The organism is Micromonospora sp. CA-249363, assembly GCF_050950185.1.
Lineage (GTDB): Bacteria > Actinomycetota > Actinomycetes > Mycobacteriales > Micromonosporaceae > Micromonospora.
In genome coordinates this window covers 3,055,189-3,069,312 of the sequence record NZ_CP192020.1, presented here as the reverse complement: position 1 = coordinate 3,069,312, position 14,124 = coordinate 3,055,189, and the positions used below count along the sequence as shown (strand labels likewise).

Sequence of the window (14,124 nt, the reverse complement as noted above, 5' to 3'; positions counted from 1 at the left end):
CCGCCCCGCCCCGGCGATCTTGCACTTTCTGTGGCCGCTTTGCCCCGTGTGGCTACTTTTGCGACGACAGAAAGTGCAAGATCGGCGGCGAGGTGAGGATCTTCGTGTCGATCATGGAGTTGTGGTGCTTCGCATAAGGGGCGCAGCGCCTCACAACGGTCACCACAACTCCATGATCGACGCTGACGGGTGGGCGCAGCCGCCGCGCGCCGGGCGGCGACCGGGAACGCCGGTCAGCGCGGGAAGCGCGGGGTCACGCGGCAAGCGCGGGGTCACGCGGCAAGCGCTAGGCGCGCGGCAAGCGCTAGGTGCGCAGGAAGCGCTGGGCCGCGCAGGAAGCGCGGGGTCGCGGGAGGTGGTTACAGGCGGATGCCGAGGAGGGCGTCTACCGTCTTGGCGAAGAGGGCCGGGGCTTCGGGGTCGTCCGTGGTACCGGACAGGGCCGCGTCGGCCCAGTTGTCGGCCACCGCCAGGGCGCCGGGGGTGTCGAGGTCGTCGGCCAGTCTGGCGCGTACACCGGCCAGCAGCTCGGCCCCGGACGGCCCGGCGGGCGCGGCGGCGGCCCGCCGCCAACGGTCCAGGCGCTCCTGCGCGACCGTGAGCAGCTCGTCGGTCCAGGTCCGGTCGCTGCGGTAGTGCCCGGAGATCAACGCGAGCCGGATCGCCATCGGGTCGACCTTGTCGGCGCGCAGCCGGGAGACGAAGACCAGGTTGCCGCGGGACTTGGACATCTTCTCGCCGTCCAGACCGATCATCCCGGCGTGGACGTAGTGCGTGGCGAACGGCGTCTGCCCGGTGAGTCGTTCGGCATGTGCGGCGGACGCCTCGTGGTGCGGGAACAGCAGGTCGTTTCCGCCGCCCTGCACGTCGATCCGGTCGCCGAGCAGGTTCAGCGCGATGACCGCGCACTCGATGTGCCAGCCCGGACGGCCCGCACCCAGCTCCCCGCCCGGCCAGGACGGCTCGCCCTCGCGCGCCCCACGCCACAGCAGCGGGTCGAGGGGGTCGCGCTTGCCGGCCCGGTCGGGGTCACCGCCGCGCTCGGGGAAGATCTCCAGCATCTGCTCGCGGGTCAGGTTCGACTCGTAGCCGAACCGGCCGGTGGCGGAGATGTCGAAGTAGACGTCGCCGGTGCCATCGTCGAGCCGGTAGGCGGCACCGTCCTTGAGCAGCACCTCGACCTTGTCGGCGATGTCCGGGATCGACTCGACCGCGCCCACGTAACGCTCCGGCGGGATGATCCGCAGCGCCTCCATGTCCTCGCGGAACAGGGCGGTCTCCCGCATCGCCAGGACCACCCAGTCCTCGCCGTCGCGGGCGGCCCGCTCCAGCAGCGGATCATCGATGTCGGTGACGTTCTGCACGTAGCGCACCGGTCGGCCGGCGTCGCGCCACATCCGCTGCACGAGATCGAACGTGATCATGGTGGCGGCGTGACCGAGGTGGGTGGCGTCGTACGGGGTGATGCCGCAGACGTACATGCTCGCGGCATCGGCCGGGTCGCTCGGGTGGACACCCTGCCGCGCCGAGTCGTACAACGCCAACGGCTCGCCCCGACCCGGCAGCCGTGGCACCTCGTGTCCCGCCCAAGACTCCATGGCCTCAGCCTAACCAGCCCTCAGGCGACACCGGGATGCCCCACGGGTGATCAAGATGACAGCAGAGTCACATGGGTGGCCAGGGTATCGCCGGCCAGTCCTCCGGAGGCTGCGGGAAGCGGCCGGTCTGCCGCAACTTCTCGACGCGGGCGGCCAGTTCGTCGATCTCGCTGATCGTCAGGTGCTCGGCCAGCTCCTCGCCGAGCGCGCCGGCGATCTGCGCGCCGAGCCCGTCGAGCACCTCCATGGCGTCCGGCGGAACCTGCTTGCCGGCCCAACCCCAGAGCACCGTACGGAGCTTGTCCTCGACGTGGAAACTCACCCCGTGGTCCACGCCGTAGATCCGGTCGTCGGCGCCGACGAGCACGTGCCCGCCCTTGCGGTCCGCGTTGTTGATCACGGCGTCGAGCACGGCGAGACGGGCCAGCCGTGGATCGTCGGCGTGCGCGAGGGCGTACGCGGCACCGTCGTCGTCCCGGGCCGCCGCGATCGGGAACCAGCGCGGGGGGACCTCCTCGGCCGGCACGAACCCGACCAGCGGCTCCGCGTCCTCCGGCTCGTCGATCCAGAGTTGGCACGAACCGGGGCCGAACGGACCGTCGCGCAGCACGGTCGGCGGCACCAGGTCCCATCCGGTGGCGTTGGAGACCAGGTACGCCGACACCTCCCGGCCGGCGAGGGTGCCGTCCGGGAAGTCCCACAGCGGGCGCTCCCCGCGTACCGGCTTGTAGACACAGCGGGCCGTGACGCCGTCGAGGGTCAGGATGCCCCGCAGGGTGGTGTTCGACGCGTCGACCAGCCGACCCTCCAGATCGAGGGTGCCGTCGCGGAGCAGCCGCAGCGCGGCGTCACCGTCGCGCAGAGGCTGGAGGCCGGACAAGGTCACCGGTGGTAACCGTTGTGCCGCGGGCACAGGTGCCCGGCGGGGTCCAACGGCTGGCCGCACAGCGGGCACGGCGGCCGGCCCGCGTTGACCACGCGCCGGGCCCGCTCGATGAACTGGCGGGTGGCCTGCGGGGTGAGCCGTACCCGCAGCCGGTCCAGGTCCTCGTCCGGCTCCTCGTCCTCGTCCTCGTCCTCGTCGTCGTCATCCTCGTCGCCCAGCTCGACCTCGGGCTCGACCTCGCCGGCCGCGATCGCCTCGATCACCACGGTCGCGGTGTCGACGTCGAAGGCCAGCCCGAGCGTCCCGACCCGGAACTCCTCGTCGACCGGGGTGTCCAGCGGCTCGTTGTCGCCGATCACCGGCGCCAGCTCGGGCAACTCCACCCCGAAGCGACGCTGGGCCTCGGTGAGCAGCTCCTCCAGCTTCTCGGCGAGCAGGGACACCTGGACCTTCTCCAGCGCGACGCTGACCAGCCTGCCGCCGCCGCGGGCCTGCAGGAAGAACGTGCGCTCCCCCGGCGGCCCGACAGTCCCGGCGACGAACCGCTCCGGCGGTTCGAAGGCGTGCACCTGGTGGGTCATACCCACGACCCTATCCGGCCCACCATGGCATCGCGCACCCCACCGACCCGAATCGCCGCAGGGGCAACGCGCCCGGTGTAGCGGCGGCCACACCCGGGCGTGGCGGTCCCCGGCGTCGCGGTCCCCGGCATCGCGGTCCAGCGCATCGCGGTCCCGGGCATCGCGATCCCGGGCGTCGCGGTCCCGGGCGTCGCGGTGGCGGGGGGCGGTGGGGTTACGGCGTACCTCACCGGGCCGCGCCCGCCCCACCGCCTACGGCGGCGTCCGAGTCGGCCGCCCGCGCGGTCCGCCGACGCCGCTTGCGCGGCGGCGGGACCAGCGCGGCGAGGTCACCGCCCGTGTCGTTGAGCCGGACCAGGAAGGGCCGCAGCGGCGTGAAGCGGATCGCGGTCACCGACGCCGGATCGGCCACGATCCGCTGAAAGGCATCCAGGTGTACGCCGAGAGCGTCCGCCACGATGGCCTTGATCACATCGCCGTGGCTGCACGCCAGCCAGACCGCCTCGGGCCCGTGCTCGGCGTTCACCCGGGCGTCCCAGTCGCGGACAGCCGCCACCGCGCGGGCCGCCATCGCCGCCATCGCCTCGCCCTGCGGGAAGACCGCCGCGCTGGGGTGCTGCTGGACCACCGGCCAGAGAGGCTCCTTGGCGAGCTTCTTCAGCGGCTGCCCCTCCCAGCTTCCGTAGTCGCACTCGATCAACCCCTCCTCGACCACCGGCGTGGCCTGGGGCAACGCCAGTTCCAGGGTCTGCCGGCAGCGGATCAGCGGACTGGTGACGACCGCCGCCAGGGGCACCGCCCGCAACCGTTCGCCGACCGCGGTGGCCTGGGCGCGCCCGGTGTCGTCCAGCTCGACCGGCTGCCGGCCGGCCAGGCCGCCGACGGCGTTCGCGGTGGTACGGCCGTGTCGCAGAAGCAGAAGGGTCGCCACACGATCACCCTAGGCCTCCCCGGTACGTCCCGAGTGCCACGGGTTCCGGCCACGCCGCCCCAATCGGCTTGATCGACGTGGCCCTCGATCGGCGTGATCGACACGCCCCCGATCGGCGTGATCGACGCGGCCCCGATCGGCGTGATCGACGCGGCCCCGATCGGCGTGATCGACGCGGCCCCGATCGGCGTGATCGACGCGGCCCCGATCGGCTTGATCGACACGACTTCGCCGATGTGGGGGTGTCGACCGGTCCCGGATACCCCGAGTTCGGCGAACTCGAGTCGATCACCCTGACCGATCACCCCCGCTGGGCGCGATGTCCGGTTGTGGGGCCCGTGTGGTGACAGGCCGCACGCGTGGGCCGGAATCGTGGCGGTCCGGGGGTCGTTACACACCCTGACGATCGCAGGACCACGGGCCGCCCGCCTGCGGGAATGGCCCCGGCTCCCGGGTCGTTACACCCGGACCGGCCGCCGCGAGGCATCCGCCCGCAGGCCGCAAGGCTCCGGGAATGTCCCGGCCAGCAGGTCGTTACACACAGACCGCCATGGGCCTCCCGCCTGCGGGATTGACCCCGGCCCCCGGGTCGTTACACACGGACCGGCCGCCGCGAGGCACCCGCCCGCAGGCCGCCAGGCCCCCGGGAATGACCCCGGCCAGCCGGTCGCGTTACACACAGACCGCCACGGGCCGCCCGCCTGCGGGAATGGCCCCGCCCCCCGGGTCGTTACACACGGACCGGCCGCCGCGAGGCACCCGCCCGCAGGCCGCGAGCCCCGGGAATGACCCCGGCCAGCCGGTCGTTACACACAGACCCGGCGCCCGAGCCCCCCGGCTCGCAGGCCGCCGCCCCCAAGACTTTGCTTCGCAAGCGCCCGGACGAGGTGCGCACACCCCGCATCACCGATCCCCCCAACGGTGACATCTGGGTGTTTCCTACCCCCGAAGGAGCAACCCCCCATGAACACGATCTTCCGCAAGAGCATGCTGTCCGTTGCTGGTCTCGCGTTCGCCGGTGGCGTCTTCGCCGGCCCCATCGCCGCCCACGCCAACCCGGTCGACGCCAAGCCCGCTACCGCCGCAGCGGTGCAGGCCGCGGCGCCGAAGCCGCAGGGCGACCAGTCCCACATCACCCTCAACGACGAGCAGACCGCCAACGCCAAGGCCATCATCGCGGCCACGAAGAAGGCCGGCCTGCCCGAGCGCGCCGCGGTCATCTCCATCGCCACCAGCCTGCAGGAGTCGAAGCTGGAAAACCTGGGCCACCTCGGCGACGCCAACGACCACGACTCCCTCGGCCTGTTCCAGCAGCGCCCGACCAGCGGCTGGGGCACCCCCGAGCAGATCACCAACCCCGAGTACTCCACCACCGCGTTCCTCAAGGGCCTGCGCCAGGTCGACGGCTGGCAGGACATGCCCCTGACCGACGCCGCGCAGACCGTGCAGGTCTCCGCCTACCCCGACGCCTACGCCCAGTGGGAGCAGCAGGCCACCGACCTCGTCGCCCACCACTGGAACAGCTAAGAGCTCAAAGCCGATGGCCGGCACCCGACAACGGGCGCCGGCCATCGCCGTACCTCCAGATCTTGGACAGTTACCGTCCCGACCTGACGGAAACTGTCCAAGATCTGAAGGCGCAGGCCGTCTCAGGTGGCGCTGATCGTGCCGGTCAGCAGCAGGGCCAGGACCAGGGTGCCCAGCGCCACCCGGTACAGCACGAAGACGTACAGGGTGTGGTGGGCGACGTAGCGCAACAGCCAGGCGATGGCGGCGTAGCCGATGCCGAACGCGATGGCGGTGGCCACGATCATCTGGGCGACCGAGGGCGCGGACGTACCCGGGGCGGACGGTTCGAAGACGTCCCCGAGGCTGAACACCCCGGACATCACCACCGCCGGGATGGCCAGCAGGAACGAGTACCGCGCCGCCGCCTCCCGGGTGAGGTTGAGCAGCAGGCCGGCGGTGAGCGTCCCCCCGGAGCGGGACACGCCGGGAACCAACGCCATCGCCTGGGCGAAGCCCATCACGATGCCGTCCTTCATCCGGAAGTTCTCCAGCGTACGGGTCTGCCGACCCCAGTACTCGGCGAACGCCAGCACGAAGGCGAACACGATCAGCGTGGTGGACACCACCCAGAGGTTGCGCCCGGCCGTCTTGATCTGGTCCTTGAAGAGGAACCCGAACAGCCCGATGGGGATCGAGCCGACGATCACGTACCAGCCCATCCGGTAGTCGAGGCTGGAACGCACCGACTTGTCCTTGAGCCCGACCAGCCAGGTACGGGTGATCCGCCAGATGTCCTTCGCGAAGTAGATCAGCACGGCGGCCTCGGTGCCGAGCTGGGTGACCGCGGTGAACGAGGCGCCCGCGTCGCGGTCGAAGAAGATCGCCGAGGTGATCCGCAGATGCCCCGACGAGCTGACCGGCAGGAACTCGGTCAGCCCCTGGACGATGCCCAGGACGATGGCCTCAACCCAGGTCACTCGCCGACTCCCGAGAGCTCGAGAGCCTCGGCGACGGTCCGCAGGGTCTGCACGCCGCTGTCCCGGTCGGCCACGAACAGGGTCACCGACAGCGTGGTGACGCCGGAGGCGGCGTACTCGCGCATCCTTTCGGCGATGCGCTCCTTCGGGCCGAGCAGCGACGTGCGGTCGATGAACTCCATGGGTACGGCGGCGGCGGCGTCGCGCTGGCGCTTGGCCAGGTAGAGGTCCTGGACCTCCCGGGCGGCGTCGCCGTAGCCCATCCGGGTGGCGAGCTGGTTGTAGAAGTTCTGCTGCCGGCTGCCCATCCCGCCGACGTAGAGCGCGGCGTACCAGCGGACCAGCTCGGCGCAGGAGGCGACGTCGTCGCCGACGACGACCGGCACGGACGGCACCACGTCGAAGCCGGCCAGTTCCTTGCCGGCCTTGGCCCGACCGGCGGAGACGGCGGCGAGGTGCTCGTCGGCGAACTCCGGGGCGTAGAACACGGCGAGCCAACCGTCGGCGATCTCGCCGGCCAGTTCCAGGTTCTTCGGGCCGACGGCGGCCAGGTAGATCGGGATGTGCTCGCGGGGCGGGTGGAAGCCCAGTCGCAGGGCCTTGCCGGGGCCGTCGGGCAGCGGCAGGGTGTAGTGCTCGCCGTCGTACGCCACCTCCTTGCGGGCGATGGCCAGCTTGACGATGTCGACGAACTCCCGGGTGCGGCCGAGGGGCTTGGCGAACCGCACGCCGTGCCAGCCCTCGGAGACCTGCGGGCCGGAGACGCCGAGGCCGAGCCGGAAGCGGCCGCCGGAGAGGGCGTCGATGGTGGCGGCCGTCATCGCGGTGGCCGCCGGCGTACGGGCGGGGATCTGCATCACCGCCGCGCCCACGTCGATCCGTTGCGTCTGGCCGGCCATCCAGGCGAGCATGCTGGGCGAGTCGGAGCCGTACGCCTCCGCCGCCCACACCACCGAGTAGCCGAGGCGGTCCGCCTCCTGGGCCAGCGCCAGGTGGTCGGCGGGCGTACTCCACGCTGTCTGGTATCCGAGGCTGAGCCCGAGTCGCACTGGTCCTCCCCCATCCGTGGCACAGGTCGCACCAGGTTACGCAATGCCGAAAACGGACCCGATCACCGGCTCACCGCCAATGATCCCCCGTCCGTCGCGGTGCCTCGCGGAGGCGGAACCGGCAGAACCGGCAGAGATGACGGGAGCGAGGATATCGGTGGCGGCGGGTTCGAAATAAGGTTCACCCATGCAACAGCGACCGCTCGGCCGAAGCGGGCTGGCGGTTTCGCGGCTCGCGCTCGGCACCATGACCTGGGGCCGGGACACCGACGCCGACGATGCGGCCGCCCAGCTGAAGAGTTTCCTGGACGCGGGCGGCAACCTGATCGACACCGCCGACGTGTACGGCGACGGTGACGCCGAGTCCGTGATCGGATCGCTGCTGGGCACCCTCGTCCCGCGCGAGGAGCTGCTGATCGCCACGAAGGCGGGGTTGCGCCCGGGCAACGCCCGGCGGCGCGACGGCTCCCGGGGCCATCTGCTGCGCACCCTCGAGGCGTCGCTGCGTCGGCTCGGCACCGACCACGTCGACCTGTTCCAGGTGCACGGGTACGACCCGGACACCCCCCTGGAGGAGACCCTCGGGGCGCTGGACCACGCGGTGGCCAGCGGCAAGGTCCGTTACGTGGGGGTGTCGAACTTCTCCGGCTGGCAGACCGCGCGGGCCGCCGCCTGGCAGACGGCCTGGCCGGGCCGGGCGCCGGTGGTCGCCGCCCAGGTGGAGTACTCGCTGCTGGAGCGGGGGGTGGAGCGGGAGGTCCTGCCGGCCGCCGACGCGCTGGGCCTCGGCGTGCTGCCGTGGTCGCCGCTGGGTCGGGGGGTGCTCACCGGCAAGTACCGGCACGGGCGGCCGGCGGACTCGCGGGCGGCGTCGGCGCACTTCGAGCGCTTCGTCTCCACGTACCTGGAGCCGCGCTGCTCGAGCATCGTGGAAGCGGTGGCGACCGCGGCGGGCGGGCTCGGGGTGTCGCCGCTGGAGGTGGCGCTGGCCTGGATCCGGGACCGGCCCGGGGTGACCGCGCCGATCCTGGGCGCCCGCACCGTCGGCCAGCTGCTCGGTGCGTTGCAGGTCGAGCGCATCACGCTGCCCGAGGAGATCACCACCGCGCTGGAGGACGTCTCGTCGGTGCCGGTCGGCTACCCCGAGCGCGACGGGTGACCCGAGCTGGTCCGGGCGGCGGGAAGCGCCCGCCGACGGCCAGGACGGCACGAACCACGCGCGGCAGCGGCGTTGGTCACCCCTGAGGGGGTGGCGGACGACCGCAGGGCTGGGCAGCATGGACGGCATGGACTACGAGTACGCGCCGCTGCGGCTGCCGCCGAACGTCGACCGGTTGACCGCAGCGGCGCAGTTGGCGATCCAGGCGGAGTTCTCCGGATGGGAGTTGGCCCGGGTACGGCTGTTCCGTGACGGCACGCGGCAGGTCATGCTGCGTCGTCGGCGGGTCAACCAGCCGCAGCCGGGCCTGTCGTACTGACCGACACCCGGCGGGACACCGCGACGAAACGCCCGGGGCCCGAACCGCGCTAGGTCGAGCCCCGGGCGTCGCACGGCCCTTAGTGCTGGTGCCCGGCGTGGTCGTGGTCGTCGTCGTCCAGCTCGAGGAACGGGTGCTCGTCGAGCCGACCGACGAGCCGGTCGTCACCGGCCGGCTGGAACGGGCCGACCGCGTCGTCGTCGTCGAACGACTCCAGGTCGACCGGGGTGCCCACCTCGCTGACCATCACCACCCCGTCGAGCGGTTCCAGCTCCGGGACGTCCAGCGCGCCGAGCGAGCCGTCGCCGCTCTGCAGCAGCTCCAGCACCGCCTCGCCGACGCCCTCCACCGGTGCCGGCTCGTCGTCCTCCGGGGTGCCCTCGCGGCGGGCCGCCTCGGCCGCCCGCAGCAGCGCGGAGATGCTCGGCACCCGGTAGTCGCGGCGTTGCCGCACCGAGATCACACGGGGGTGCGGGTCGCTGGCCTCGACGTTCTCGCCGCCGAAGCGCTCGTCGGCCTCGTCCGGGTCGATCGAGTCGACGTCCCACGGCGTGACCTCACCGAAGGCGTCGAGGAGCTGCTCGTCGTAGGCGAAGGAGGCGTTGTTCAACGCCACGTACGCCTGCCAGACGTCGTCGTCGTCGACGCGGCCTTGCGCGGCGCGTACGGCGGCCAGGTGGTGGCGGGCCGCTTCGATCACCCGCTCGAGTGCGGCGTCCAGCTCACCGTGCTGGTCGGTCATGTGGGGCAGTCCCTTCACGATGGGGAGGTAACGCGGACACTGCTAGCAGGTGCGGAGGAACCGGTCCAGAACCCGCACGCCGAACTGTAGTCCGTCGACCGGAACGCGCTCGTCGATGCCATGGAACAGCGCGGAGAAGTTCAGGTCGGCGGGCAGCCGCAGCGGCGCGAACCCGAAGCATCGGATGCCGAGCGTCGAGAACGCCTTCGCGTCGGTGCCGCCGGAGAGCATGTACGGCACCGGCCGCGCGCCCGGGTCCTCGGCGCGCAGCGCCGCCGACATGGCCTCGACGAGGTCGCCGTCGAAGGTGGTCTCCAACGCGGGCTGTCGCTGGACGTACTCGATGTCGATGTCCGGGCCGACCAGCTCGCGCAACTGCCGCTCCAGCAGCTCGGACTGGCCGGGGAGGCTGCGGCAGTCGATGGTCGCGGTGGCGCGGCCGGGGATGACGTTGTCCTTGTAGCCGGCGGCGAGGCGCGTCGGGTTGGCGGTGTTGCGGATGGTCGCCCCGATGATGTTGGCGATCGGGCCGAGCTTGGCGATGGCGACCTCCGGGTCCTCCGGGTCCAGCTCGATGCCGAGCAGGTCGGAGACCTCGGTCAGGAACGCCCGTACGGTGTCGGTGACCACCACCGGGAAGCGGTGCCGGCCGATGCGGGCCACGGCCTCGGCGAGGGCGGTGACCGCGTTGTCGTCGTGCACCATCGAACCGTGCCCGGGCCGACCCTTGGCGTGCAGCCGCAGCCAGTCGATGCCCTTCTCGGCGGTCTCGATGAGGTAGAGGCGCTGGCTGTCGTTGACCGAGTAGGAGAACCCGCCGACCTCGCCGATCGCCTCGGTGCAGCCGTCGAAGAGGTCGCGGTGGTTCTCGACCAGGAAGCGCGCGCCGTAGTCGCTGCCCGCCTCCTCGTCGGCGGTGTACGCGAGGACGATGTCGCGCGGGGGCCGGACTCCGGTGCGCTGCCAGTGCCGCACCACGGCGAGCACCATCGCGTCGAAGTCCTTCATGTCGATGGCGCCGCGACCCCACAGGTAGCCGTCACGCTGCTCGCCGGAGAAGGGGTGCACCGACCACTCGTCGGCGTCGGCGGGCACCACGTCCAGGTGGCCGTGCACGAGCAGGGCTTCCCGGCTCGGGTCGGCCCCGGGGATGCGGGCCACGACGTTCGCCCGGCCGGGCGCGGACTCGTGCAGGACCGACTCGACACCCACTTCGGCGAGCTTTTCCGCCACGTACTCGGCCGCGCGGCGCTCGCCGACGCTGGTGTCGTTGTCACCGGTGTTGGTGGTGTCGATGCGCAGCAGGTCGCGGCAGAGGTCCACGACCTCCGCGGTGGGGTCCGGTCGGGCGGAGGCGGCGTCGCTCGTCATCGCCCCTTCATACCAGCCCGTTGTTACCGGCGGGCCGGCGCACCGACGAGACGTGGCCGGGCATCCAGGCCGACGAATCGGGCGGCGGTTTCGCGGCGGCCGTGTTCGGGTACCGCCGCCCACGACCACACGTCCCCTGCCGGAGCTTCCGCCCGCCAGTCGAGGAGGGCATCATGTCCGCCGTTCCCCTACCCCCGTTGCCGCCCGCGCCCGCACCCGAGGAGGGTTACCGGCCCGGTGGCCGCAGCGTCGCCGAGATCGTGGACCGCGAGCACCGGCAGTTGCTGACCCTCGTGGACCAGTTGACCGGCCCGGACGCGACGCCGACCGAGGCGCTGGCGGTGCTCACCGCCGCGCTGTCGCGGCACATCTCCGCCGAGGAGCAGTACCTGCTGCCAGCGGTACGGGCGGCGCTGCCGGCCGAGGCCGGCCGGGTGGACGCGGAGATCGAGGGTGACGCGGCGCTGCTGTCCGCCCTGAAGGGGCTGAACGACGAGACCGTGACCGAGGTCGCCGAGCGGGTCCGCCGCCACGTCGACGGGGTGGGCGCGCTCGTCACCGAGCTGCGCGCGGTGGCGACCTCGGAGGAGCTGATCCGGCTGGGTAACCGGTTGGAGATCGCCGAGGAGGCCGCGCCGACCCGGCCGCACCCGGGCACCCCGGCCACGCCGCCGTGGAACCGGATCGTCGAGCCGGCGGTGGGCGTGGTGGACAAGGTGATGGACGCGGTGACGCGGCGGCCGACGTACCTCAAGGACCTGCCGGAGCCGCCGCGCGACTGACGGCGCGGGCCGCACCACGGAATGCATTCAATGTCACCGATCCACTCGGCCCCTTCCGCAGGCTGCGGCGTGGTCCTACCGTCACCGTATGAACCTGGAGCTGCGACACCTGCGGGTGGTCTGCGCGATCGCGGAGACAGGGAGTGTGACCAAGGCGGCGTCGGCGCTCGGGCTCGCCCAGCCGGCGCTGACCGCCCAGCTCCAGCGGATCGAACGGACGCTGGGCGGGCCGCTGTTCGACCGGGACCGGCGCGGCGCCCGCCCCACCGCCCTGGGTGAGCTGGTGCTCGCCCGGGCCCGGGTGCTGCTGCCAGCCATGAAGGGCCTACAGGACGAGGCGGCACGACTGGCCGGCGGCGGCGTGACGCCACGTGGCTATCGACTCGGTGGAGTGAACAGCCCGATCCTGGGCCGGCTGGTGCACCGGCTCGCCGCCGAGGAGCCGCCGGCCCAGATCACCACGTACGCGTCGTGGTCGGTGGACGAGCTGGCGCAGTTGGTGGCCGGCGGGCGGTTGGACTTCGCCCTCACCGGCGTCTGCGGCGACGCCACCCCGTCGGCCGAGTTCGGGTTGCGGTGGCGGGAGGTGGCCGTCGACCCGGTGCTCGTCCTGCTGCCGGCGAGCCACCCGCTCGCCGACCGGGACGAGGTGCGCCTGGGCGACCTGCGCCACGAGCAGTGGGTGGCGGCGCCCGGCGACGGCTGCTTCGGCGACTGTTTCGCCGCCGCCTGCGCCCGCGCCGGTTTCACCCCCAGGAAGCTGTACGAGACCGACATCCGCGGCTGCGTCGACCTGGTGGACGCGGGCGTGGCGGTGGCCCTGTGCCAGGCGACGTTCCGGCCGGTGACCGGTCTGGTCACCCGGCGGTTGGCCGGTGTCCCCCTGCGCTGGCGACTGATGCTGGGATGGCATCCGGACTCGTCCGCCGCCCGCGACGCGGAGTTACTGCTGTCCACGGCGAAGGCGGCGTACACCGACTCGCTGGCGTCGCACCCCACCTACCTGGACTGGCTGGTGCGCAACCCGGCCTTCGGCGTCCGGCAGCCCAGCGGGGTGTGAGACCTAGGTCGTGGCGGGCTCGGGGGCGGAGCGCGGCGTGAAGAAGCGGACGAGGTCGTCCGCCGCCGTCGGTGACAGCATCATCGCCTGGACCCGTGCGCACATCTCGGCGATCGGCTGGACCCGGGCGAACATCGCCTCCTCGTACGCCCGGATCGCCGCGTCCGGATCGCCGGCGTGGGTGACGAGTTCGCGGGCGAGTTCGGCGGCGTCCAGCATGGCCTGGTTGGCGCCCTCACCGACCGGGGGCATGAGGTGCGCGGCGTCACCGAGAAGGGTGATCCCCGGCCGGTGGGCCCAGCGCGCGCCGACCGGCATGGCCTCCACCCGGCGGGTGATCGGCGCGTCGTCGCCGGCGTCGATGAGGGCGGTGAGGCGCGCATCCCAGCCGTCGAACAGGCTCAGCAGGACACGCTTGTCCCGGTAGGCGTCGAGGTCACGATCGTCGGCGGGCAGGGAGATCCCGACCCGGATGCTGCCGTTGCCGAGGCGCTGCGCGGCAAGGATCTGGCGGACGCCGACGCACCACAGGTTTCCGGGGCCGACCAGTTCGACGAGATTCGGGTGACGTCGTTCGGCGTCGCTGATGGTCAGCTCCACGTGGCTGGACACGTGGGACAGTGGCGCGTCGGTCAGCAGCGGGCGGACGACCGACCGTGCGCCGTCCGCGCCGACGAGGAGGTCGCACTCGGCGCGATCGCCGCCGTCGAAGGTCAGCACGAAACCCCCGGCGGCTCGCGGCGTCGCCGCGACGAGGCGGCGCCCCCAGGCGACCGTGTCGGGCGGGAGCGCGTCGAGCAGAAGATCACGCAGGACGGTGCGGTCGATCTCCGGGCGTCCGTCGTACGAGCCGGGGCGCGGCGTGTGGTGCACGAGCGTACGGCCGGCCGGGTCGAGGATGCGGTGCTCCTCACCCTCGGGCCGCGCCGACGCCCGGAAGTCCCCGCCGAGGCCCGCCTCGGTGAGGGCGCGCTGGCCGGACTCCGGATGCAGGTCGAGCATCCCGCCCTGCGAGCGCGCGGACCGGTTCGCCTCGCGTTCGTGGACCACCGCCTCGACGCCGTGCAGGTGCAGGATCCGTGCCAGCGTCAGCCCGCCCAGGCCACCGCCCACGATCGCCAGTCGCATCGTCATGCTCCTTACCGTACGCTGTATTGTGT

General features: G+C 72.3%; 15 protein-coding genes. 6 read left to right on the top strand and 9 right to left on the bottom strand.

Annotated features, from left to right (window positions below; all coding sequences use genetic code 11):
* Positions 1 to 359 precede the first annotated feature (359 nt).
* The 4 genes from mshC to ACQPZK_RS14105 form a co-directional block, all read right to left on the bottom strand.
* Positions 360 to 1,598 carry a cysteine--1-D-myo-inosityl 2-amino-2-deoxy-alpha-D-glucopyranoside ligase gene (gene mshC / locus ACQPZK_RS14120; RefSeq protein ID WP_433538729.1) on the bottom strand — a complete coding sequence of 413 codons (1,239 nt, stop codon included), beginning with the start codon at positions 1,596 to 1,598 and terminating at the stop codon, positions 360 to 362.
* Positions 1,599 to 1,665: 67 nt separating this feature from the next.
* Positions 1,666 to 2,484 carry an SCO1664 family protein gene (locus ACQPZK_RS14115; protein ID WP_433538728.1) on the bottom strand — a complete coding sequence of 273 codons (819 nt, stop codon included), beginning with the start codon at positions 2,482 to 2,484 and terminating at the stop codon, positions 1,666 to 1,668.
* A complete protein-coding gene (locus tag ACQPZK_RS14110) occupies positions 2,481 to 3,065 on the bottom strand; it encodes a DUF3090 domain-containing protein (protein WP_433538727.1) in 585 nt (194 codons plus the stop codon). The genes ACQPZK_RS14115 and ACQPZK_RS14110 overlap by 4 nt, the downstream gene beginning before the upstream one ends.
* A 226-nt stretch (positions 3,066 to 3,291) precedes the next feature.
* Entirely contained in the window at positions 3,292 to 3,996 is a 705-nt protein-coding gene (locus ACQPZK_RS14105; RefSeq protein WP_433538726.1) for an MSMEG_4193 family putative phosphomutase, read from the bottom strand.
* 93 nt (positions 3,997 to 4,089) lie between these two features.
* Between ACQPZK_RS14105 and ACQPZK_RS14100 the strand changes: the two genes are divergently transcribed.
* Positions 4,090 to 4,293: a hypothetical protein gene (locus ACQPZK_RS14100; RefSeq protein WP_433538725.1), complete on the top strand. Its 204-nt coding sequence runs from the start codon at positions 4,090 to 4,092 to the stop codon at positions 4,291 to 4,293.
* Between the two features lie 666 nt (positions 4,294 to 4,959).
* Complete coding sequence (locus tag ACQPZK_RS14095; RefSeq protein ID WP_433538724.1) at positions 4,960 to 5,523, top strand: hypothetical protein; 564 nt, start codon at positions 4,960 to 4,962, stop codon at positions 5,521 to 5,523.
* A 122-nt stretch (positions 5,524 to 5,645) separates the two neighbouring features.
* On the opposite strand, the gene ACQPZK_RS14090 is transcribed toward ACQPZK_RS14095, so the two are convergent.
* Together ACQPZK_RS14090 and ACQPZK_RS14085 are read right to left on the bottom strand one after the other, a co-directional pair.
* The gene (locus ACQPZK_RS14090) at positions 5,646 to 6,482 is read right to left on the bottom strand and encodes an undecaprenyl-diphosphate phosphatase (protein ID WP_421470826.1); all 837 of its coding nucleotides are present in this window, start codon (positions 6,480 to 6,482) and stop codon (positions 5,646 to 5,648) included.
* Positions 6,479 to 7,531 carry an LLM class F420-dependent oxidoreductase gene (locus ACQPZK_RS14085; protein ID WP_421470825.1) on the bottom strand — a complete coding sequence of 351 codons (1,053 nt, stop codon included), beginning with the start codon at positions 7,529 to 7,531 and terminating at the stop codon, positions 6,479 to 6,481. Before ACQPZK_RS14085 ends, ACQPZK_RS14090 begins: the two co-directional genes overlap by 4 nt.
* A gap of 187 nt (positions 7,532 to 7,718) precedes the next feature.
* Between ACQPZK_RS14085 and ACQPZK_RS14080 the strand changes: the two genes are divergently transcribed.
* Positions 7,719 to 8,690: an aldo/keto reductase gene (locus ACQPZK_RS14080; protein ID WP_433538723.1), complete on the top strand. Its 972-nt coding sequence runs from the start codon at positions 7,719 to 7,721 to the stop codon at positions 8,688 to 8,690.
* Between the two features lie 127 nt (positions 8,691 to 8,817).
* The gene (locus ACQPZK_RS14075; protein WP_039906151.1) at positions 8,818 to 9,009 is read left to right on the top strand and encodes a DUF5703 family protein; all 192 of its coding nucleotides are present in this window, start codon (positions 8,818 to 8,820) and stop codon (positions 9,007 to 9,009) included.
* Between the two features lie 79 nt (positions 9,010 to 9,088).
* On the opposite strand, the gene ACQPZK_RS14070 is transcribed toward ACQPZK_RS14075, so the two are convergent.
* Both ACQPZK_RS14070 and ACQPZK_RS14065 read right to left on the bottom strand, forming a co-directional pair.
* Positions 9,089 to 9,751, bottom strand: a complete 663-nt coding sequence (locus ACQPZK_RS14070; RefSeq protein WP_433538722.1) for a hypothetical protein — start codon at positions 9,749 to 9,751, stop codon at positions 9,089 to 9,091.
* A 42-nt stretch (positions 9,752 to 9,793) separates the two neighbouring features.
* Positions 9,794 to 11,122: a M20/M25/M40 family metallo-hydrolase gene (locus ACQPZK_RS14065; RefSeq protein WP_433538721.1), complete on the bottom strand. Its 1,329-nt coding sequence runs from the start codon at positions 11,120 to 11,122 to the stop codon at positions 9,794 to 9,796.
* 173 nt (positions 11,123 to 11,295) lie between these two features.
* Here ACQPZK_RS14065 and ACQPZK_RS14060 point away from each other — a divergent pair, with 173 nt between their 5' ends.
* Complete coding sequence (locus tag ACQPZK_RS14060) at positions 11,296 to 11,904, top strand: hemerythrin domain-containing protein (RefSeq protein ID WP_433538720.1); 609 nt, start codon at positions 11,296 to 11,298, stop codon at positions 11,902 to 11,904.
* Positions 11,905 to 11,992: 88 nt separating this feature from the next.
* Positions 11,993 to 12,964: a LysR substrate-binding domain-containing protein gene (locus ACQPZK_RS14055; protein WP_433538719.1), complete on the top strand. Its 972-nt coding sequence runs from the start codon at positions 11,993 to 11,995 to the stop codon at positions 12,962 to 12,964.
* A 3-nt stretch (positions 12,965 to 12,967) separates the two neighbouring features.
* Here ACQPZK_RS14055 and ACQPZK_RS14050 read toward each other — a convergent pair whose 3' ends face one another.
* Positions 12,968 to 14,098: an FAD-dependent oxidoreductase gene (locus ACQPZK_RS14050; RefSeq protein ID WP_433538718.1), complete on the bottom strand. Its 1,131-nt coding sequence runs from the start codon at positions 14,096 to 14,098 to the stop codon at positions 12,968 to 12,970.
* Between the last annotated feature and the right edge of the window lie 26 nt (positions 14,099 to 14,124).